We start from the raw sequence: 23034 nt of genomic DNA, 5'->3' as shown, positions 1-23034 counted from the left end.
TCTAATTTCTAGTCCTGTAGCTTCTTCTTTAATTCTGCCCAACGATGCCATACTTTCAACCATGCATAAAAGTCATAGTAGCGTTCACGATCTTCTTCAAATGCTTCCATAACTACCTCTTCTTCCTCATCGTCAAACAATCGTAGTGTATCTTCTTGTTCTACTACTTTCATCTTTTCCACTTGTGGTTCGATGTTTGGATTAGAAATATCTGTGATTATCCAGTCTTTAAAAGACTTTCTCGGTTTTGGAGGTGCATTTGGATCACGATCCTCCAATAACGGTGATATGTTACCACGATAAAACATGTGCAAATCATGGTGGGCACGCGTAATGGACATATATAACATTTTAGCGTGTAAAGTCTCATCTTTAAAGGTTGTTTTACTTACATCATGTATAATTACTGCATCAAATTCTAATCCCTTTACTAAATACGATGGAATAATAACAATTTTTTCATGTAATTCTTGTCTTCCTTCTGAAATTACTTGAATACTATTGACTCCTCGTCTTTCCAATTCATCATAAGTGTCAATAGCTGCCTGTTTTGTATCTGTTAAAATAGCAACTGTTTTATGTCCTTTTCCATCAAACTCTTGAATAGAACGTACCATTTCATCATATAGCTCTCCAGCACTTGCCACATTTTGAATAGCAGGTACAGCTCCTGGACGGTTTACCGGGATTACAAGTGGAAAATCATAGTTACTATTTAACAACACACGATTTGCCATATCCATTACTTGTCTCGTAGAACGGTAGCTCGTTTGCAGGTGAAGACGCTTATATTCTTTTTCTTTAAATACATATGACTCGATTTCTTCCCATCGATCTAAACCATAGAAAGAGAAAATCCCTTGCCCAATATCACCTAAAATCGTCATTGATTTTGCATAGTCTTTCATAATTGCAAGTTGGAATGGACTATAATCTTGTGCTTCATCAATGAAGATATGCTCATATTCTAATTTTTTCCCATTAATTTTCGCATCCAAATAAATAAGCGGCGCAATATCTTCATATGTAAATTTTTCTTGTTTTACTTGTCTTCCGTTTTTCAGAAGCAAACTAAGTAGCTCTTGTTCTATACCTTTGTGGAATGTATCAAATACTTTCTTTTGGAAAATAGATTTATACATAAGTATTGCAGAAATATGCTGCATCTTCTTCACATATAACTCAATTTCACTTTTCATTTTTTCGCGGAATACTTTCTCACGTAATTCCTTCGCTTTTTCCAATGCTTCATAAATTGCTTTACGCTCTTCTCCTTCTGGAAGCGTAATAATCCACTTCTGATAAGCATCTTCAAACTCATCTTCAATTTGCTGTATTTTCTTCTTCGTCTCTGCTATGCTCCAACTTGTAATGAAATCTTTTACTTTTTTCATACGAACATTCAACGGCAAATGTTCCTTCGTTTGATAGAAATTATGAATTTCATCTTTTTGCAACATAACATCTGATCCAATAATAATACTACCATGCGGAATCATTGTACTTCCGATATACTCAACAAAGTCATCTAATAACTTTTTAAAACGAAGAGATCCTTTATATTTTGAAACTTTTATAAGATCTTCTTTATTAGAAGAGGCATAGACATTTACATAGTGGTCATGTAATTCTGGAATGCTGTTTACATCTGTAAAATAAGTCGATGCCCAATCATAGAATGTACGTTGTTCAATACCGTCTACTTCAATTTCAGGAACAATATCTTTAATGTAGGATAAGAAAATTTCGTTCGGCGCCAAAATCAAAATATCTTGCGGCTTCACTTGTTCATGATATTGATATAGAAGATAAGAAATACGATGAAGGGCAATTGTAGATTTCCCACTTCCCGCGGCCCCTTGAACAATAATAGTGTCTTTTAACGGTAAACGAATAATCTCATCTTGCTCCGCCTGAATACTCGAAACAATATCTCGTAATTGATGAGATTCACCTGTATTAGACAAAATTTCATTCAAATAATCATCCATATATTTTACTTGCTGACCGTCTTCCTCTTCCACAATTCCACTTTGACCAATTTCATTTACGCTATTAATCGTTCCATCTTGAATAATAATACCGCGCTTACCAAGAATTTGAACAAATTGACTTTGATCATTTCCAATAGAAAAACGAGATTGCACGCCTTGGTAAGCATTGTAAAGCTTACCTAAATCAGTACGCCAATCTACAACAACAAGCTCCCCATCATCATCAATACCTTTTTTCCCTATGTAAATAGTCTCTTCACCATAGTCATCTTCAAAATCCAACCTACCAAAATACGGACTTTTTCGTGCTTCATTTAACTTCTTTATTTGCTTATGTTTTATTTCTTGTAAACTAGCTTCAACCTGAGATGTTACTTCCTTCTTCATCTCATCTTCTGTTTGATCTAACAAACTATCTATTACTTTTACCGTTTTATCTAAATACTTTTGTTCTTCTGCTATAAGAGTAGTATTCATCGCTCATCACCTTACATTTTATTACATACAATTATAATATAAAAATACCGATTGTTATAGGCTGATATATCAAGGTTAAAATCCAATTTATGGATCTAAATATTATTGTTTGCTACGTTCTTAACAACTTATTAATTAGTATCTTAATAAAATTTTATAATAAAAACCGGTATTATTCACGTCACTTAATCAAAAAATCTACAAATCATAAATTACAACTTAAACATATATGGAACAGCACATCAAGTAATTGAAAAAAAACACGGACTTCTCCCAAAAATATTGAGAAAAATCCGTGACATAACACTCTTTTGGTTATCGTTTATAAAAAATGAAAATAAAAGTTGCTTACTTTAATCTCTCTAAATGATATTCCGTATTCCCCTTACCACGCTCTTCATTTTCTTTTCGTAAGTTATATTCCAGTTTTCGTAATCGGTATGTCTCTTCATCCTGAAGTTTACTCACCAGCAACTTCTTCTCATTTAATAAAGTTATTAATTTTTCTTCCGATGAAAACAACTCTACATCCACTAAAGATCTCCCTGTATTTCGGTACGCTCGAATTGTAAATGTATATTTTTGAAATACCCCATTTATACAAGTAGTATCGTAATCTAGTTGATTTGTAGTAGGAGCATCATGTCCTTCTGCTTTTGGATCATATATAAATTCGTGCGCCTTAGTTTGGATATTTGAGAACTTTAACGGCTCATTTCTTTTACCATTACGAACAATCGCAACAATTAAAAAATATGGTAAGTTTAAATAATCAGCAGAGTAACAATCTGAATTACTTGGATCTGCCCACTCATCAAAATATTCATCATAAGGATGGCTATGATATGTTCCAATGCAATGCGAAGTTGAAAATAACTCTTTAGCAGATTTAACTGCCATATCCACTTTAGAATCAGGCATTACCATCATATTAGAGCGCTCCATTACACTGCCGATCGGAAAAGCATAATCGCACTCTGTAGTTGTGCTTTTTTCCATACCGAATAATAAACCATGCGCCTCTGAATGCACTTTCTTCTTATTTTGTGGAAAGAATTGTACTGCATCTAATAAAATAGTAGAAAGTACATGTTGAATCAGTTCAAACGGTTTCTTTTGCTCCATTAAAATTACTTCCCCTCATCAATCTAGTGTTTTACTTGTATAGATAGCTGTCTTTGTATTTTCTGGTGTTACTAAGACTGGCCACCAAAACTTGCATCCACGCCAGCCATTTTCTTCTTTCCCTTCCTGTCTAAGAAGAATTAAGGCCGGTATATCAGTCGCAACTTGTTTAGCAATTCTAAGCTCACTCTTTGCTCCTGTTGGTGTATCTGGTGCATCTTCAAAACGCCCATCTTTTCGAACACGACTAATATTTCTATCCGTTCTCACAATACACCACAATTTTCCGCGATGCTTCGATGTGGTATCATTTGCTAAATACTCCATACTAGAGATAAATGATTCAACATCCCATTGTTTCCCTTCATTTTTATCAAATGTATTATAGATGTTGTCTATTAACTTTACCGCTACATCAAGATCAATTAAAAATGGTTGTCCATTAAAAGCATCTACGCTCTCTAATGTATCATCGATTTCTTGAACTGTTTTTGTAATATATGTTTTATATCCTGTTTGAAATCCGACAGGTAATAAACGCTTTAGCGGTTTTAATGCTGTTATTTTGGATAATAAAATTTTATTAGGACTACATGAGATAATTTTATTCTTTGGATCTTTTTGTATAAACACAACACCTTTATCATGTCCACCATTTTCAAAAGCTTGTCGTAATGCAGAATCAAACTCATGTATTTTTTTCATTACATCATAAATTACCGAAGTTGTGTAAAAACGAGTAACCGCTAAATCTTCTAATGGGCGATAACCAAACATTCGTGAATGTTGTAGCACGGTATCCTGTTGGAAAGTCTTCGGATTTCTTCCATAATAAAACCCTATTAAATTTCCAATTGTAATACCGCGATCCAAAATTTGTCCCCCAATAAAAATATTTAACGGAGCACGCAGTTTTAACTGACCAGTATCATCAAGTAATTGACTCACATCTTTTTCAGAGTTCACCTTAGTTATCATTAAATGATCTTTCTTTAGAACAATGAGCACCTCTTTTTTTACTTCCTCTAAATCAGGTATATCACATTCTAGAATTGTGATAGATTTTGTCAAATTCCCATACGATTCCTCAATTAAATCGTGAAGAAGGATAGAATCTTCATCTGCAATACGTTTCAATTCATTTTTAATCTCTACTACTAACATTTCTTGCCATTCATGCGCTGCCTTTGCTTGTTCAGTGTGCACAATAAAACTATATTTTTTTTGACGTACTTCCTTTTTCTTATCTTGCTGACGTCGAATTGCACCACCTACGATGAAGTTAATAATCGCATGACGTAAAGTCTCGACCCTTTTACTTGTCAACACTTCCTCTATTTTTAACCTTCTTCTATCTTGTTTTTTTAAAACTAATAATTCATCGGTAGAGATTTGTTCATAAATATGAGACGCGACAGAATTTTCATCTTCACTCTCTTCAAAGTAATAATCCCCACCAATATAAGCATCTGGTACTGGCACCAGTTCCGTAAACGCCGGCTTAATCGGTTTAAACGTTCTGATGGAATCTTCAATCTTCAAATCTTCCGGTTGTAAGTATAGTGAATATGGTGTAGCTGTTACTTGTAGAAAATCAGAACACTTTAGTTTTTTTCGTAAATCATCAATAAGACCTGCAATAACCTTAATTTCATAAATCTCTTGTTTAGTTTTTGAAAAACCGATACTAGCAAAATCTGCTTCATCATCAAGAATAAGAACGCGTTTACCTGCAAGAGACGGATACGTTTCAAAAAATGCAGTATGTAATCTTCTTAAATTATTTGCTTCTTTTTTAACAACAAAAATTAATTTTTGCTCTAGCTCGTAAGCAATTAGGTTGTCAGGGATAGACATACTATCGTAGATTTGCAACACATCATCATCTTTAAAGTCCTCGAACTCTTTTTTTAAACGTTCAAATGTTTGCTGTGCCAAAGCACGAGTTCCTTTTGTCAAAACAATAGTAACATCATAATCATTATCGAATGCAAGAGCAGTAATACCAATAAAAGCTCTCGTTTTACCACTTTGAATTTTCCCTAGTAACATACCTGGTCTATTGACGCTCGTATCATTTTCAATTAGCTTGTTTACTGTATTTTCTATACATTGCTGTGTTTCTATTGAATAATTATTTTTCTCTGTTAACCTTTTATAAAAACGGCCCGTTTTATTTAATGTACTTACTTGCATAAACCCAACCCCTTCAAAAGATATCTCTATTTCTTTATTGTATTAGTACGGAATGATGTACTTTGCATCTTTAAATCAATTATATAAATAATGCATTTCATTAACTACCATATTATTCAAAAAAACCTTCTTATACACAAACATCAATATATCACCCCAAAATGCACAGTAGCACACCCATAACATACACCATCTCTATCAAGATGTTCTGGCAAAGTCCTTGTATTACAAAACTGACACCGCTGATATCGCCTTTTTCTAAAATCAGCTACGATACGAATACTCTCTTTCATTTCCACCGCTTTCTCACTGTCACTTAATTCTTCTAGATGCTCCCATAATAATATATGATGCGTAAATCGTGTCATATCTGGCATGACAGAACTATTCCATACCAATCTATAAAACCCTATTTCTAATCCCATTTCTCCCGCACGAATAAACATGTTCGGATCAAAATCCAGCCCTCGAACTGCGAACTCGACATCTAGTTCTTTCAACTCGCAAAGCTCCAGTTGTTTTGATATAAATTGTTGTATCTCTGTTTTTGCTAATTTCATTAGTGATAAATCTCCTTCATTAAATTAAAGTAATTGCCAAGTACATTCCTCTGTACTTGGCAATTGTTTTTAAATATGAACGCCCTCTTCAGCGATATCCGTTAACATTTGGATGACATTTTTACAACCTTCATCACTAAATAACTCGTTCATTGCACTTAGTACTACATCTTCACCTGACCAATTACTAATCGGACATGTGCGTGTATAAATTTTAGTAAACATCGCTTCCGGTCTTTTAGCTTGTAGGCTTATTTTTTCCCCTTTACTTTCAAGCTTATGTAATAGCATTAGTCTCTTTTGTGGTTCCAACGGCCCGATTTCTAGCGTAAGTTTTAATCTATTATCTTTCAAACGTTCAAACCACATAATCGCGCAGTTATTTAACCACCAATTCCATTTCGGTATACCAAATTGTTCTTCAAGCGAGCGAAACTGTGGCATAATAAATGACGGTTTTTTACTACTAATATTATAAAGATCTTCCTGAAGGTTATGTTGACGAATAAATGATTGGAACGCATTAGCTAAAACATCTACATTTACTTCTACTCGATTACGTTCTTCAGGCGTATGTTCTTCTCCATTTATAAAGCTAGCTATCGTATCATCTATCGCAGAAACGACTTGATTAAATTCTGCACTGTTATACATGTTATTCATCACTTGAAGAATCTCATCTTGATCCGCCCAATCTTTAACATCCCTATATACTGTGTAAATTCGCGTAAACTTCGCTCCATTTTCTTTCGCTTTCTCTTTAATCGTTATACCATTCTCTTCTAACTTACATAACAACTTTAATCGATTCTCATGTTGTTCTAATGGACCCACTTCAACCGTAAGCTTCATACGCCCATCTGGTTCTCTTTCAAACCAAGTAATAAGAGCGTTACGTAACCACCACTCACCATTTGGAACTCCGACAAACTCATCAAATTGTCTCCATTCTTCAAAGATGAATGATGGAATACGAATATGTTCCTTGTAGCAGCCATTTGGTATTTGATTTTGTTCTACAAACTGTAAGAATGCCTCTCTCATTACACTATTTCCAGCTTTATGTATAAAACGAAGTGTTTCTGCATACTTCTTATAAATTTTGCGAAGGTCTTCTTTCACTTCACCATCCAATTTCCTCACAGCCCGTTGCAACTCTTTACTAACAAACTTTCCAACCACTTTTCCGTTCCCATTTAAACATAGAAAATCAACAGCAGCTTTATGGTTTTTATACACTGTTAACGCTAGTTCAATATCTTCCTCATCACGAACTAGTTCTCCCTCTAATATATCAATATAGTAAGAAATAAAATCTTTAATCGTACTAGACGTATACTCACTATAAATTTCTAATTGCCCTTTCAGGATATTTAATACATCCCCATAATCTAAAGTGAAATAATCTTTATGACTTGGTGCACTACCATCTAACCTTAAAAAGATTGGAATGATCGTATATTCTTTATATTTCTCGCTAACAAAATTGATATAATTTTGTAATTGTCCATCTGATTCCGATGACTTATATTTATTTTCAATCAGAATAGCAACCTTTTGCGACTCTGATACTGCCAAAATATCAATTCGTTTATTATTTTCCGTCTGTACTTCACGGAAAACTTCCAAATCTTGAAGAGACTGCTTATGTAATTTAATAAAATTATATTGGCCAATTAACTCCTCATTCTCCGCTTTTACAAACGTTTTAGAAAGCAACTTATTTACAAACATAGAACTTAAATGATGATTCTCCGTAGGATCAAGTAACCAAGCAATCATATTTGAATGCCTAATCTCAAATTGATCCACCTTTAATATTTTAAAAGGATTAAAACGATTAAACTTACTATGTAACTTCTCAAACTCCATCGAATCATCTAAAAGTGATAAAATCTCAAAATTATAATCCATTCCCCACACCGCCGTTTATAAATTTGTGAATTAATTCTCCTGAATAATCATTTTAATAAATTGTTATAAGTAAATTATAACTTATAATGTGGCATTATTTATGTCACATATCCTATTTCTTACAAATGAACATTCATCAATCACCAAATTTCACCATCCCCCCATACCAACCACTACTCTCCTCCAAAAACCCCCTCGTCTCCCCACTATCCTTATAAAAACTCTCCCAACCCCGTTCCCTCAAAATCTCCTTCCAACTATCACTCTCAACCATCCTCTTAATCACATCATCCCAATAAGCAACCTCTTCCTCCGTCATATCTTTTGGGCCCATAATGCCTTTCCAGTGCTGGAATATGACGTTGATTCCTTGTTCTTTCCATGTTGGGATTTCTGGTAGTCGGTCTAGTCGTTTTGGTGCGGATACGGCTAATATTTTTATTTTGCTGGCTTTGTATTGTTTTTCGGCTTCGGATAGGGTCATGGTTGCGGCGCCTATTTGTTTGTTCGTTAGGGCGTTTATGATTTTTTCTTTGTTTTCGTAGACGAAGAATTGTAGTTCGGCTGGGTTTATGCCGAAGGCTTTGCTTACTTGTACGAAGGATAGGTGATCGTCATTTCCTAGGCCGGGGGCAACGCCGATTTTGAAGTTTTTCTTGTCTTGTTTTAGTTGTTTCATTAGTTCGTTTGCGTTTTCTATGTTTGAGTCTTTTGATACGACAACAACTTCCCAGTCCGATGCTAATGTTGCGAGCGGCGTGAAGTCTTTATATGTTAGTTTACTGTGGCCTAGTAGGTTGTTCGTTATGAGTAAGCTTGAGTTAATCGCCAGTACGTGACCGCCTTTTTGTTTCGTATATTTCCAGCCGACATCACCGCTGCCACCTACTTTGTTTGTGACTGTGATTGGTTTTGTAAAGATTTTTTCTTCTGTGAGCGTTTTTTGCATTGCTCGTGCTGTTAAGTCCCATCCGGCTCCTTGAACGTTCGGCGCAACGATTTCTACTTCTTCTATGTTTACTGTATTTGTTTCGGATTTTTCCGAGGAACAACCAGCTATTACTCCTGTCATGATCCATATACATAGTAATAATCGTTTTTTCATAGTCCTCGTCCTATGCGATATTTTCGTTCTGGTCGTCCGATAATGCCGTATGTGTATTCTACTGTGCACTCGTTTGTCGCTACTAAGTATTCTAAATATCTTCTTGCGGTTGTTCTGGAGGCCCCCATTTGTTCTCCCATTTCTTCTATTGTAATGCCCTCTTCGAATCCTTTTATAATACCTTTCACTTTTTGCAGTGTTAACGGATCAACGCCTGTCGGTAAGTTTTTTATATCTTGTGTTTGCGACATACCGAAGAAGTTATCGATTAGTGCTTGATTCACTTCATTGTTACTATGTAGTAATTGCTTTTTTCTTTTATAGTCTTCAATTGTGCGAACGAATTTTTCTAACGTGACCGGTTTTATAAGATAGTTACTTACGCCGTTTCGGATTGCTTTTTCTAGCATATGGTTTTCATTCGCTGCAGTAACCATAATGACGTCAACGTTTGGAAAGTCAGCGTGAATTTTCGGCAATAAGTCTGTTCCGATTCCGTCTGGTAAGTAATTATCTAATAGAAGCAAATCGATTTCTTCCTTTTGTAGTAGTTCCATCGTTTCTTTTGCATTTAATGCTTTTCCGATTACTTTTACGTCCTTTATTTTTAATAAAAACTCTTCCTGAATTTGTGCGACGCGGAAATCATCTTCTGCAATTGCAACCTTCAACATATGTCCATCCCCCTGTTTGTCATGTACTTTCTTTCAATGTTTTCGGAAGGTAAATTGTAAAAATAGCTCCCCCATTTTTCTCGTTTTGAATTTCAATCGTTCCTTCTAGTACATCTACCATTTCTTTCACGTTTGCTAGTCCGTAACCACGATTATTTCCTTTCGTTGAAAATCCTTTTTGAAAAATGGTCGTTATTTTTTCAGCTGGTATTCCTACTCCGCTATCTATCACTTCAAACACAATATCGTGCCCAATATCCGTAACGAAGAAGGAAACACTCTTTTCCTCTCGCTCACTCACCGCATCAAATGCATTGTCGATTATGTTTCCAAGAATCGTAATAAGGTGCGAAACTTTTATATGGTCTGGTAACGGATGAAGTGCACTATCTCCTTCAATATGAAAATCAATTTTCTTCTCAGACGCTGTTCCGATTTTTCCTAATAAAATAGCTTGTACTTTCGCATCATGAATTTGATGGAATAAAATATGGTTTTGGCTTTGATGAATATTAGATTCTTGTTGGATAAATTCAATCGCTTCTTTGTAATGCCCTAACTGCAATAAGCCAGATAAAACGAACAGCTTATTTGTAAATTCATGCGTTTGAGCACGCAAGTCCTCTGAATACTTTCTTACCTCAGATATCGTATTCACTAAGTTTTGCAGTTCTGTTTTATCTCTAAAACTACATACAACGCCTACCGTATTATTATTTTCGAGTATTGGTGTCATGTTTAAAATAAACACTTTATCTTGAAATGCGATTTCTTGATCGTTTTCTAGTACTCTCTCCATATGAAATTCCGGTAAAACTTTTGAAATGTGCTGCTGCATATAATCACCATTTACATGAAGCATTTCCTCTGCTGATGTGTTCATCATTGTAATAAAACCATTTTGATCAATGGCGATAATTCCTTCTTTTATAGATAGTAATATTGCACTTCGTTCCCGGTATAGCGCTGCGATTTCATTCGGCTCTAAACCGAGTGTGTCTTTACGAATGCTACGTGCTAAAAGAATGCCACCCACAATTCCAGCTAGTAATACAGCTAAGGAGAAGAGTATAATTTCTTTCGTTCTACTCAATATGTTAGATTCAATACCTTTTATTAAAAACTCTACTGTCACAACGCCTACTACTTGATCGTATTCTCCGTTATGAACAATAATGGGCGCCTTCGCCATTAAAGCCGGACCACTTACACTATTTCCTTCGAGTGTATAATAACCACCAAAGGTGAGTGCTTCATAGTTATATGGATTGTTACTCTTTGTACCAATCAACTCCGAATTAGAATTCGAATACATAATCCCATAGCGATCTTCTATAATGACAGTATCGGCACCAGCTTGCTCACGAACTTGTTCCGCAATGGATTGAATGGTACTTTTATGCTCGTTATTTTGAAAAGCATCTTTTATAGCAGGCATAAAAGATAGAGATTTAGCTGTTTGCAGTGCTAATTGTTCCACTTGACGCTTCGTATCAACGGACTGAATGTAAACAAATATTCCAGCTAATAGGAGAACGACAAATAAAATTAACGCGATAATTAAGCTTACTATTTTCGTTTGTAATGACACTTTGCGTGATTTTTTCATACCCCATACCCTTTGATAAAATATTCAAAACTATCAATCTCCTTTTTCTATTATTATGACAAAACGAATAATGAAGCAACTATTAAAACTCTCCATGTACATAAAGTACAAAAAGAATAAAATTGTCATAATATTGAGATTTCATTCCACAAACAGTACAATTCAACTATAATGAACACGCTTTCATAATTATCATTTTATTTATAAGCACGAGGAGGAATTAGTATGGCTCAAGCAAAATCCAATCGAGTCGCCGGCAATATTTTCAAAGGTTCTGTCGGTAATTTAATTGAATGGTACGACTGGTACGTTTACTCTGCTTTCGCTGTTTATTTTTCAGCGGAGTTCTTTCCTAAAGGAGATCCAACGAGTCAGTTACTGAACACAGCGGCTATTTTCGCAGTTGGATTTTTAATGCGCCCTATCGGAAGTTTATTAATGGGCCGCTATGCGGATCGGCACGGACGCCGGGCAGCATTAACACTTTCGATTACAGTTATGGCCGGTGGTTCTTTCATTATTGCCTGTACACCTAGTTACGAAAGTATCGGTATTATGGCACCAATTATTTTAATTCTTGCCCGTTTACTACAAGGATTATCACTTGGCGGAGAGTACGGAACATCTGCCACATATTTATCTGAAATGGCTAGTAGTGGACGCCGTGGTTTTTATTCCAGCTTCCAATATGTAACGCTCGTTGCGGGGCAAATGGTTGCATTAGGCGTTCAAATTGTTCTTCAGCAATTACTAAGCGAACCAGATATGAAAGCTTGGGGATGGCGCATTCCGTTCATTATTGGAGCGATGGGTGCAGTAGCTGTATTATGGCTTCGCCGCACGATGGATGAGTCGGAGCAATTCGCAAACATAAAATCACAAAAACGCGAAAGCGCAGGAACCGTTCGCGCTCTTATGAAACATCCTAAAGCAGTATTAACAGTAGTCGGCCTAACACTCGGAGGCACTGTCGCATTCTATACGTACACAACATATTTACAAAAGTTCATGGTAAACACAGTCGGTCTTCCGAAAGAAGTTGTAAGCTGGATTAACTTTGTCGCACTACTTATTTTCGTCGTACTTCAACCGATTGCGGGGCTACTATCCGATAAAATTGGACGCCGCCCACTATTAATGGCATTCGGTATTCTCGGAACATTACTAACAGCACCGATCTTCTTCTTTATGGAAAAAACGACAGAACCAATCGTAGCATTTTTACTTATGATGGTCGGCCTTATTATCGTTACTGGTTACACATCGATTAACGCAATTGTAAAAGCAGAACTCTTCCCAACTGAAATTCGCGCACTTGGCGTAGGTTTACCATATGCACTAACCGTTGCAATATTCGGCGGAACAGCCGAGTTTATCGCATTATGGCTAAAGAGTATCGGAATGGAATCACTATTCTACTTCTACGTAGCCGGATGTATCGCGATCAGCTTTATTACGTATTGGCGTATGGATGAGTCATCGAAGACTTCGCAGATTGAGGCGGAGCTTGGTGGTGGGGATCGTTTGAAGAATGGTACTAGTTCAAAATAATACACGGAAGGTCACTTTGGAAGAGGTGGCCTTTTTATACTCTCCCAACTAATCCCACACCCCAAAAAAATATATCAACGATTATCCAATTATATCGACCGCAACTCCGAATATATCGACGATTCGACACAACATATCGACTTACCGACAAATTTCGCAAAAAACAGCGCCAAAACTACCAACCAATCCCACACCAGCACCCACGCCCCCTACAAAAGAAAAAAGCACCAGATCCCCCCCAGTGCTTTTCCCCACTCTAAAACAAATGACAAGCCACCTCATGCCCCTTCGCAATCTCGACCATCTTCGGTACTTCCTGTGCGCATTTTTCAGTGGCGAATTTGCAGCGCGTTCTGAATTTGCAGCCGGATGGTGAGTTTAGCGGGCTTGGTACTTCTCCCTCTAGAATGATCCGATCTTTCCCTGTTTTTGTTGGATCTGGTTCTGGCATGGATGAGAGCAGTGCTTGTGTGTATGGATGTGCCGGTTTTGTGTATAGGTCTTCGCTATCGGCAATTTCTACTATGTTTCCTAAGTACATGACTCCGATTCGGTCTGATATGTGTCTTACCATAGATAGGTCATGCGCGATGAATAAGTATGTGACGCCTGTTTCTTCTTGTATGTCTTGCAGCATGTTTACGACTTGCGCTTGGACTGAGACATCTAGTGCTGAGATCGGTTCGTCACATAGGATGAAATCTGGTTTTACAGATAGTGCGCGCGCGATGCTGATGCGCTGGCGCTGGCCTCCGCTAAATTCGTGCGGATAGCGATATAGATGTTCTTCTTTTAGGCCTACCTTTTTGAGCAGGTCTAATATGATTTCTTTTTGTTCTTCTTTTTCATAAGATCCATGAATGTTCATTGGCTCACTAATAATTTGGAATACGTTCATCGACGGATTTAATGATGCGTATGGATCTTGGAAAATGATTTGCATTCGTTTTCGATATTCTTTTAGTTCACTTTCCTTTAAGCTTGCGATATCTTTTCCGTCAAATAAAACGTTACCTGAAGTAACATCATGTAAGCGAATGATGCTTCTTCCTGTCGTTGATTTTCCGCAGCCAGATTCTCCTACTAATCCAAATGTTTCACCCTTTTTAATTGTGAAGCTTAGGTCATCGACTGCTTTTAATTGCTCTGTTTTTCTGCCGAATAGTCCTTTTTTAATAGGAAAATACTTTTTTAAGTTCCGAACTTCAATTAAATTTTCTTCATGCATGGGAATCACCTACTGTCTTATCGTTTAACCAGCACATGGAACGCCTTCCGTCTCCGATTTCAAAATACGGTGGACGTTCTTTTTCACAAATGTCCATCGCATGCGGGCAACGCTCTGCGAATGGGCAACCTTGTGGCGGGTGTAATAAGTTTGGCGTTACACCTTGAATTGGTGCGAGCCTTTCTTTTACACCGTTCGATATTTTCGGTAAAGAGTTTAATAGCCCCTTCGTATATGGATGATTCGGCGATTGGAAAATATCAAGTACAGGTCCTTCTTCCATAATAAGCCCACCGTACATAACGATAACGCGTGTACAGTTTTGCGCGACTATCCCTAAGTCATGTGTAATAAGAAGTAACGCCATATTCGTTTCATTTTTTAAGTTTTTCATTAAATCTAGTATTTGTGCTTGTATCGTTACATCAAGCGCTGTCGTCGGTTCATCCGCAATGAGAAGATCTGGATTACAAGACATTGCCATCGCAATCATAACCCGCTGCTTCATACCGCCGCTTAGTTCGTGCGGATATTGTTTTACCCTTTCTTCTGGCGATGAAAGACCGACTTGTTTTAGCAAGTTAACCGCAATCTGCTCTGCTTCTTTCTTTTTTACTTTTTGATGACGTATAATTACTTCCGTCATTTGCTTCCCGATTTTTACGACTGGATTTAGCGCCGACATTGGATCTTGCGAGATAAGTGAAATTTGATTTCCTCTAATAGAACGCAATTCTTTTTCAGATTTAGAAAGGATGTTTTCATTATGAAAAAGAATCTCTCCTTCTTTCACTTTCCCTGGTGACGCAACGAGAGACATCACGGACTTCGCCATTACACTCTTTCCGCTTCCAGATTCCCCAACGATACCAACTACTTCTCCTTTATTTAAACGAAATGTAACACCACGAACAGCTTCCACTTCTCCACTTTCTATGAAAAAAGAAGTCTTTAAATTTTTCACTTCTAATAGTTTTTCAGACACGCTTCTCACTCCTTTCACTTAACACTTTAGTTTTCATTTCCAGCTCCTTTTGGTGCGAAAGCTTTCTTCAACGCTTCACCAATTACGTTAAAACTTAGTACTGTTAAAAGAATAAGGAATCCTGGGAAGAGCGTTAAATACCAAGCTTCACCGATATATCCTTGCGCATTGTTTAGCATACTGCCCCAAGAAGAATCTGGTTCTCTAATACCTAAACCTAAGAAGCTAAGTGATGATTCCATTAAAATTGATGTCGCAATCGTTAATGTCGCGGCGATAATAATGGTTGATAAAATGTTTGGAATGATATGTCTTACAATAATTGCGAGTGATTTTTGTCCAGATACTTTTGCATATAAAACGTACTCACGCTCTTTTACAGATAACGTTTCTGCCCTTACGATACGTGCGGTGTCCATCCATGTTAGCAATCCGATAATAAGAACTAACGTTGTAATTCCTGGTTTTAAATAAGCATTCAATAGTAACATTAAAAAGAATGATGGAATTGACATAAGCACTTCAACAACTCGCATTAAAAAGTTGTCTAACTTTCCGCCAAAATATCCGCTAATCGTTCCAACTGCGGTACCGATTGTAATAGAAACAACCATCGCTAGAAAACCGACCGCAAGTGAAACTCTTCCGCCATATAACGCCCTAGTTAAGTAATCTCTTCCGTAATCATCCGTTCCGAAAGGATGACTCACACTTGGTTCTTGTAAGCGATCTGGAATTGACATTTTACTAGGATCATACGGTGATACAAATGCGAATATCGATGCAATCGTTAAAACCGCCAGTATAATAACTCCCATTAGTACAAACTTATTTTTCGTAAAACTACTTTTTATCGTTTGAAATCTCCTATTATTCATTCCAAATCACCCCCTCATTCGAATGCGCGGATCTACTACGCCATATAAAATATCAGCAATTAAGTTACCGAGAATTAACATGAAGGATGATAGTAATGTAATTGCCATAATAATTGGATAATCAAATCTAAAAATAGCATTTACCCCAAGTGAACCAAGACCTGGCCATGAAAATACTGTTTCCGTAATAAACGCTCCGCCAACTAAACTTGGAATAGATAATCCGAAAATTGTAATGATCGGTATTAATACATTTCGAAGTACGTGGTTAAATAAAACTGTTTTCTTCGAAGCACCGTACGCATATTGAATTTGTACATAGTCTTCTTCTAATTGTTGAATTGTACTGGAACGAATATATCTCATATAAACAGAAACGTTTTGGAACGCAAGCACCATACAAGGTAAAATACCGTGCTGCACAATATCCAAGAAGGAATCTTGCCCGACTGTACGCATACCCATACTTGGAAGAAAATTCAACTTTAAAGAGAACAAGTAGATTAATAGTAACGCGAACCAAAAGACTGGCATTGAGATTCCCACATAAGAAATAAAGTTTACAATGCGATCAAAGATAGAATTCTTTTTCACACCTGTAAGTAGTCCAAGCGGGATTGCAATTACAAATGAGACGAGTAAAGACGATCCCATTAAGCCGATTGTCGCAGGTAACCTTTCTACAATAAGATCTAAAACAGGACGGTGATTTTGCAGTGAGTAACCAAAGTTCCCTGTTAAAATATTTTTCAGCCATAAAATATACTGCATATAAATTGGTTGATCGAGCCCTAAACTTTTGCGAATACGCTCAACATCAATCGGACTCATATTCGGTGTGACAAAGTTTCGAACAGGATCACCTGGCGCTAGTTTTATTAATAGAAAAGAAATAATAGAAATAACAAATAAAAGCGGAATTGCATTTAAAAGCCTCTTCGCAATTACTTTATACACAAACTTCCCCCCTCAAGCTAAAGAAGCTGATTTCCACCAGCTTCTTTACTGTTTGTTTCTTATTTCACTTCATAAATCTTAGATACATCTTCAAACATTGTGACAGGAATTGCTTTTGCTTCTTTCAATCCATCAAACTTTTTATCTACTGCAATAACTGCTTTCGGATACGCAATTGGTAGATAAGGTAAATCTTCTCTAGCTGTTTCTTGAATTTTATGATATAGTTCTGCGCGTTTTGTTTTATCTGTTTCAACTGCAGCTTCTTCCCATAACTTATCGAAATCAGCGTTTTTATAACGTGCATAGTTGTATTCAGCATTACTTAAGAATAAGCTCTTATATGAATCTGGCTCAGGTCCCATTATGTAACCACCGAATGTAATATCGAATTCTTTATTCTCTTTATCTAAGCTTTTGTCACTTGCTGCACTAGCATCTAATGCATTCAGTTCAACTTCTAAGCCAACTTCTTTTAACTTTTGTTGTGTATAAAGCGCTAAGCTTTCCATAATTTTATTATTCGTTACATACATAACGCGTACTTTTTCTTTATCTTTCACACCAGCTTTCGCTAATAAATCTTTTGCTTCTTTTTTATCATACTTATAATCTTTAATGTCTTTTGCATAATACATAGCGTCTGGCGTTAAAATTGAATTTGCCGGTTCTGCAAATTGACTAGAAACGAATGCTGAGTTAATCATTTCTTTCTTATCTAATGCATGCGCAATTGCTTGGCGCACTTCTTTTTTCTTCATCAGATCTGTATTCATGTTATAAGATAAGTAGAATAATCTACCTTCTGGGAATGTCACCATTGAGAAGTTCCCAGTGCTATCTAATTTCTTAAAGTCTTGTGGCTCAATCATCTTCATGTTGATTTGACCATTTTGTAGTGAAACATTTGCTGTATTACGATCTTTTACAACGCGATATACGATAGAATCTAATTTAGCTTTACCACCTACATAATCATCGAATCGATCTAATGCAACGTACTCATCAGACTTATACTCTTTAAACTTAAACGGACCTGATCCTACAGGTTGTAAGTTTTTCTTACTCTTCGCTAAATCTGCTTCCCCTTCAAATACATGTTTCGGGATTGGGAAGAAATCATTCATCACACCTTCAAAAGATGCACTTACTTGTGGTAAAACGAATTGAGTTGTTAACTCATCTACCTTTTTCACCTCAAGCGGTTTTCCTTTAAAAACAAAGTTTTCACGACTTGAGCTATTTTGCTTCTCATCTAAAATAGATTGGAATGTAAATGCTATGTCGTCTGATGTAATTTTCTTACCATCATGCCATTTCAAATTATCTTTTAATTTTAACGTCCATGTTAATTGATCCTCTGAAGGCGTAAAACTTTCAGCAAGAACAAACTTTTTCTTACCGTCTTCCATATGATACAGCGGTGCATATAAAGCTTGCTGCACCGTTAACGACACACGATCATTCGCATAAAGCGGATTCATCGTCTCTGGGTTATCGCTAACGCCAATCGTTAACGTCCCCCCGTCTTTCGGAGTCCCTGATTTACTAGTGCCCGCTTGCTTCGAAGAATCTTTTCCTCCAGAACAAGCCGCTAATGCAATAAGTAGTATTAGGACAAATGGTAATGCAAATAATTTCCGTTTCATCTTTCGGCCCCCTCAAACTAGTTATACCCATAAGAAAACTCGGAATTAATACCGAGTTTTCTTATAGGTTTTAAATTACCACTACCCGTATATAAAGTCAAACTTTTTCGTAAAACTAGGAAGTTTTTACATATCTATCAAAAATAAATTATAATATCATTATATTAAGTAAAAATAAAACAGGGGGGTGATAATGCATGCAATCAAAAATATTAAAAATCAAACTAAACACAGAAAATAAAAACCCTATATATGCAGTAAAACTAGCATGTCCTGAAGGAAAAGAACTTTATATTAAATTCGATTATACATATTGTAATAAAGCCTTTATGCCCTTAGAAGTAGGCTACGATGGGCACGATAAGGGCGCAAAACTAGCATGGTATACGAGAGAAATAGAGAAAATGACCGTACAAGATTTTTTAGAAACCATTGCAAACAAAATAAATAAGAAATATGAATTCACATTGCATGCATAATAAATAAGGGGGGAATTCCTCTCCCCTTATTTATTAACCCTCAACCCAAACAAAAAAAGACCACCAAAAGGCAGCCCCTCTCAAAACTCAATCCTCTCCCCAACTCCGCGCTCCACCGCTCTCTCATACAAATACTTCGCAACAATTATATCCACTACCGCCAAACCAACCGATTTAAAAACAGTAATCTCTTCATCGTTTTCGCGGCCGGCTTTTTCTCCGCTTATAATTTGACCGAGTTCGGCGTGGAGGTTGCTAGCTTCGAATAGACCTTCTTTTATCGGAACTTGAAGGTCCCCTGTTTCTTCTAGTGCTGCTTCTTTTGATTCGACTACTACTTTGTTTGCATTACCAATAGCGTGGGATGGTAGTTCTTGCATACTTGGCCTGAATGAACCGACGGCGTTTACGTGGACGCCTTTTTGTAGTTTTTTTGAGAAGACTGGTGTGGATGCGTTCGTAGTTGTGACGATGATGTCTGCTTCGCTTATTGCTTCATTTGCACTTGTGTAAACGTAAGCAGGTTTACCAAATTTCTCTTGTATATGTTGCGCAAATGCATACGCTTTTTCTTCTGTTCGGTTGTATAAAATGACTTTTTCAATATGTCTAACTGCAAATACAGCTTCCGCAATTCCCTTCGCCTGTTCTCCTGTCCCGATAATACATAAAGTTTTTGCGTTATGACGAGCTAAATATTTTGTCGCTACTCCCGATAAGGCGCCTGTTCGAATCATCGTTAAGTACGATCCTTCTAAAAGTGCGAGCGGTTCTCCCGTTTGAAAGTCGGATAGCATCACAATCCCGTTTATCGTTTTCTTTCCTATCTTTTTGTTCTCGGGCACTACTGTTACTACCTTTAAGCCAAGTGCCTCAAGTCCTTCCGCTACTGAGGGCATAATTAATGCAGTATTCTTCTCGTTCGCAAATGGTAATGAACCGCGAATTGGCGTGATTGTTCTTTCTGCGGAAAACTCTTTTAAGGCAAGCGCCGCATATTCAATGACTTCATTCATATTTACTAAGTTTCGTTGTTCGTTCGCGCTTAGGACTAGCATATCTTTCCACCTCCTTCTTCTATCCTAACAAAAATCCCCGATTCAAATCATCTCTCGGGTCTACAACGAACTGATGAAATCCTGTAATAAATGCATTTCCCGTTACTTTCGGAACGACAGCTTCATATGTATGTACCGCTGTTACCGACAATACTTCCCCTTCAAATTTCCCGTCAGTAATACATTCGTGGACGAAAATTTCTCCTTTTTGCAGAGCGCCTTTTTCAAAAAGAGTTGCGATTCTTGCGGAAGTTCCTGTGCCGCAAGGAGAACGGTCTACTTGCCCATCAGCGAAGATTGTTACATTTCGTAACGTTGCGTCTTCCCCTTTCGGTTCATCTGAGAAAATAACGCCGTATATTCCTTTTAACCCTTCTTCAAGTGGATGCTTCACTTCCATCTGACTCTCAATGTAGCGCTTAATTTTACCGCCCCACGTTTGAATAGCAGCTAAGTCTTTAAAATCAACTTTCAAACCCAATTCTTTACTATCCACAACAGCGTAAAAAGCTCCGCCAAATGCGATATCTACTTGAAACTCATAGTTATCTATTTGAATAGGAACGTCTTTTTTGTATACAAATGAAGGAACGTTTTCAAATGATACGGACTCTACTTCACTCCCATTATATTTTGCGTACGCAATGACTTCCCCAGCAGGGCTATCAATAATAAACTTTTGTTTTGTTTCAAACATACCAGTTTCAATTCCGACTGTAATAACAGCGATAATGCCGTGTCCACACATCGTACTCCATCCTTCATTGTGCATAAATAACACACCAAAATCAGCGTGAGCACTCGCAGGCGGAGTAATGATACAACCGTACATACCGTGATGTCCTCTCGGTTCATACATAAGAACCTCGCGAAGATGATCCAAATGTTCCATGCAGTATGCCCGTCTTTCTAGCTGCGTTTCTCCCTTTATTTTTGGCACGCCACCTGTAATAATTCGAAGCGGTTCCCCAGCTACGTGTGCATCAATTGTTGTATACACTTTACTAACCTTCATTTCCATCTCTCCCCTATATGTTGATACTCTTTTTATTGCAAATATCATGCCAACGCATAGGGTATAAATTTGTATACATTGTTTAAAAAAGCATACACTACTGTCTATTTTTTTATACACGATCCAGAAGCTATTTTATGGAACCACTTGATACAGCCAGGCTTATTATTTTCACTGGAAAGTTACTTCCACCCCCAACATATACTGTTCAAAAGCAAAAAGGAAGTGATCCAATGTATTACGGAACAAAAGGCTGGTACGTAGCTGAACTAAAAAAATTAGGCGTGCGTTATCATGAAGGACGCAAACTAGAAAGTTACCGCGGACACATCTTGCGCAATTTACTACTTGCACAACAAGAGAAATTAAAAGAACAGTAATATACTAATGTAACGATATCGACGATTCTCGGAATATATCAGCGATTTCACACAATATATCGGCGATTTTTTAAATTTATCGACGATTCGACATGGAATATCGACTTACCGACAAATTTCGCCAAATCCCTCCTCCATTCCACCAACCAATCACACATTCATACAAAGCAAAAAAAGGTCACCCAAACGGGTGACCTTTCTTCCTTATTCACAAACAAGAATTTGTCTAGAAAATGTTCCTTTTTTTGTAGTGCAGCGATCTGTAATTTCAAATCCTGCTTCATGAATCATATCGTCCATTGTTTCCATTGTAACAACGACTACCTTTTTAGCAATGCGGCGCGCGCTTGAAAGAATGGAGAGCTGATTTTCTGGTGTTGCGTGCGTAAATAAATCATATGGCATGTCAATAATTGCGACGTCGTAATTATCCGTAATCTCCTCGATCGGGCCTTTCGTTATCGTCCCATCGAATCCGAAGTGTGCAATATTTTCTCTCGCTCCAATCGCAACGAGCGGGCTTATATCTCTACCAACGATGTTAATTCCCATCGAAAGAGCTTCTACTACAACCGTTCCAATGCCGCAGCACGGATCAATCGCTCTTACTCCCTCTGGATTTGGCACCGCAATATTTGCAACGGATCTTGCAACGCGTGTGCTAAGAGATGTCGAATAGCTACGTGGTTTTTTTATGTGGTGATACCAAACTGGTTCACTTTCTACATAGTGCCCGAAATACCAGCGTCCTCCAAGAGGAACAATCCCGAATACACGCTCTGGATTACGAACATCCGCTTCTCCTTCAATATGCATGCCGAGGTCTCGCTCTATCAGACGTCTTTCTCCATATTCAATTTTATTCTCTCCAACAAGGTCATTAATTTTAACGAAGATAACTTTGAACGTCGCCCCCGCCAAATCAATTTGTTCTACTTGTTCCAAAATACTTTCTAAGTCGTCTCCTTCATACATAACCTCAACGCGCTCTTTCATAAAAGGACTTCTACTCGGGTCAATTTTGACATCACTTTTCAAAATATTAACGTGGGACTCCATTCCAAAGAACGAGCGCATTTCCAAGTAACATAAAGCACGCTCCTCCTCACGAAATGCATACGTATATATACATGCAGGTGTTTTCCTATGATTATTCAATCTATGATCATCCTCTATATCGTTATAATTACAATACTTTCT

The 23034-nt window shown here is 37.1% G+C and carries 19 protein-coding genes; 3 read left to right on the top strand and 16 right to left on the bottom strand.

The features are described from left to right. Nucleotides 1-8: 8 nt before the first annotated feature. The 8 genes from helD to NST14_RS05140 all read right to left on the bottom strand — a co-directional run bounded on the left by helD (nucleotide 9) and on the right by NST14_RS05140 (nucleotide 11654). Entirely contained in the window at nucleotides 9-2471 is a 2463-nt protein-coding gene (gene helD / locus NST14_RS05175) for an RNA polymerase recycling motor HelD (RefSeq protein WP_229143304.1), read from the bottom strand. A 348-nt stretch (nucleotides 2472-2819) separates the two neighbouring features. Continuing rightward, nucleotides 2820-3596, bottom strand: coding sequence for a hypothetical protein (locus NST14_RS05170; protein WP_229143306.1), 777 nt, complete (start codon nucleotides 3594-3596; stop codon nucleotides 2820-2822). A gap of 18 nt (nucleotides 3597-3614) precedes the next feature. After that, nucleotides 3615-5792, bottom strand: coding sequence for a Z1 domain-containing protein (locus NST14_RS05165; RefSeq protein ID WP_229143314.1), 2178 nt, complete (start codon nucleotides 5790-5792; stop codon nucleotides 3615-3617). Nucleotides 5793-5935: 143 nt separating this feature from the next. Beyond that, a complete protein-coding gene (locus NST14_RS05160; RefSeq protein WP_229143316.1) occupies nucleotides 5936-6352 on the bottom strand; it encodes a hypothetical protein in 417 nt (138 codons plus the stop codon). A 69-nt stretch (nucleotides 6353-6421) separates the two neighbouring features. After that, nucleotides 6422-8266: a PDDEXK-like family protein gene (locus NST14_RS05155; RefSeq protein ID WP_229143318.1), complete on the bottom strand. Its 1845-nt coding sequence runs from the start codon at nucleotides 8264-8266 to the stop codon at nucleotides 6422-6424. A 136-nt stretch (nucleotides 8267-8402) separates the two neighbouring features. Continuing rightward, nucleotides 8403-9371, bottom strand: coding sequence for a tripartite tricarboxylate transporter substrate binding protein (locus tag NST14_RS05150; RefSeq protein WP_229143320.1), 969 nt, complete (start codon nucleotides 9369-9371; stop codon nucleotides 8403-8405). Continuing rightward, nucleotides 9368-10045: a response regulator gene (locus NST14_RS05145; RefSeq protein WP_076874671.1), complete on the bottom strand. Its 678-nt coding sequence runs from the start codon at nucleotides 10043-10045 to the stop codon at nucleotides 9368-9370. The genes NST14_RS05150 and NST14_RS05145 overlap by 4 nt, the downstream gene beginning before the upstream one ends. Before the next feature lie 19 nt (nucleotides 10046-10064). Further along, a complete protein-coding gene (locus NST14_RS05140) occupies nucleotides 10065-11654 on the bottom strand; it encodes an ATP-binding protein (protein ID WP_229143322.1) in 1590 nt (529 codons plus the stop codon). A 225-nt stretch (nucleotides 11655-11879) separates the two neighbouring features. Here NST14_RS05140 and NST14_RS05135 point away from each other — a divergent pair, with 225 nt between their 5' ends. Beyond that, nucleotides 11880-13205 carry an MFS transporter gene (locus NST14_RS05135; protein ID WP_229143324.1) on the top strand — a complete coding sequence of 442 codons (1326 nt, stop codon included), beginning with the start codon at nucleotides 11880-11882 and terminating at the stop codon, nucleotides 13203-13205. Between the two features lie 256 nt (nucleotides 13206-13461). On the opposite strand, the gene NST14_RS05130 is transcribed toward NST14_RS05135, so the two are convergent. The 5 genes from NST14_RS05130 to NST14_RS05110 are packed head-to-tail and all read right to left on the bottom strand — an operon-like array spanning nucleotide 13462 to nucleotide 18902. Next, nucleotides 13462-14433 carry an ABC transporter ATP-binding protein gene (locus tag NST14_RS05130; protein ID WP_000544145.1) on the bottom strand — a complete coding sequence of 324 codons (972 nt, stop codon included), beginning with the start codon at nucleotides 14431-14433 and terminating at the stop codon, nucleotides 13462-13464. Then, nucleotides 14426-15418, bottom strand: coding sequence for an ABC transporter ATP-binding protein (locus NST14_RS05125; RefSeq protein WP_048557124.1), 993 nt, complete (start codon nucleotides 15416-15418; stop codon nucleotides 14426-14428). The genes NST14_RS05130 and NST14_RS05125 overlap by 8 nt, the downstream gene beginning before the upstream one ends. A gap of 26 nt (nucleotides 15419-15444) precedes the next feature. Continuing rightward, nucleotides 15445-16296: an ABC transporter permease gene (locus tag NST14_RS05120; RefSeq protein WP_229143326.1), complete on the bottom strand. Its 852-nt coding sequence runs from the start codon at nucleotides 16294-16296 to the stop codon at nucleotides 15445-15447. A 6-nt stretch (nucleotides 16297-16302) separates the two neighbouring features. Beyond that, on the bottom strand, nucleotides 16303-17253 hold the full coding sequence (locus NST14_RS05115) for an ABC transporter permease (protein WP_000278764.1): 951 nt from the start codon (nucleotides 17251-17253) through the stop codon (nucleotides 16303-16305). Nucleotides 17254-17312: 59 nt separating this feature from the next. After that, nucleotides 17313-18902, bottom strand: coding sequence for an ABC transporter substrate-binding protein (locus tag NST14_RS05110; protein WP_193635048.1), 1590 nt, complete (start codon nucleotides 18900-18902; stop codon nucleotides 17313-17315). Nucleotides 18903-19099: 197 nt separating this feature from the next. Here NST14_RS05110 and NST14_RS05105 point away from each other — a divergent pair, with 197 nt between their 5' ends. Continuing rightward, nucleotides 19100-19381, top strand: a complete 282-nt coding sequence (locus tag NST14_RS05105; protein WP_001190848.1) for a hypothetical protein — start codon at nucleotides 19100-19102, stop codon at nucleotides 19379-19381. Nucleotides 19382-19461: 80 nt separating this feature from the next. On the opposite strand, the gene NST14_RS05100 is transcribed toward NST14_RS05105, so the two are convergent. Continuing rightward, a complete protein-coding gene (locus NST14_RS05100; RefSeq protein WP_229143328.1) occupies nucleotides 19462-20439 on the bottom strand; it encodes an ornithine cyclodeaminase family protein in 978 nt (325 codons plus the stop codon). Nucleotides 20440-20458: 19 nt separating this feature from the next. Beyond that, the gene (locus NST14_RS05095) at nucleotides 20459-21502 is read right to left on the bottom strand and encodes a proline racemase family protein (protein WP_324255449.1); all 1044 of its coding nucleotides are present in this window, start codon (nucleotides 21500-21502) and stop codon (nucleotides 20459-20461) included. Nucleotides 21503-21591: 89 nt separating this feature from the next. Here NST14_RS05095 and NST14_RS05090 point away from each other — a divergent pair, with 89 nt between their 5' ends. Continuing rightward, the gene (locus tag NST14_RS05090; protein WP_000433496.1) at nucleotides 21592-21834 is read left to right on the top strand and encodes a YflJ family protein; all 243 of its coding nucleotides are present in this window, start codon (nucleotides 21592-21594) and stop codon (nucleotides 21832-21834) included. Nucleotides 21835-22038: 204 nt separating this feature from the next. Here NST14_RS05090 and NST14_RS05085 read toward each other — a convergent pair whose 3' ends face one another. Next, nucleotides 22039-22992, bottom strand: coding sequence for a TRM11 family SAM-dependent methyltransferase (locus tag NST14_RS05085; protein ID WP_001059296.1), 954 nt, complete (start codon nucleotides 22990-22992; stop codon nucleotides 22039-22041). Nucleotides 22993-23034: the final 42 nt, after the last annotated feature.

The sequence above is a fragment of the Bacillus sp. FSL W8-0519 genome (assembly GCF_038005585.1).
Taxonomy (GTDB): Bacteria; Bacillota; Bacilli; order Bacillales; family Bacillaceae_G; genus Bacillus_A; species Bacillus_A paranthracis.
Note: the sequence above shows the minus strand (reverse complement) of the source record. Positions and strands in the feature narration are given on the sequence as shown.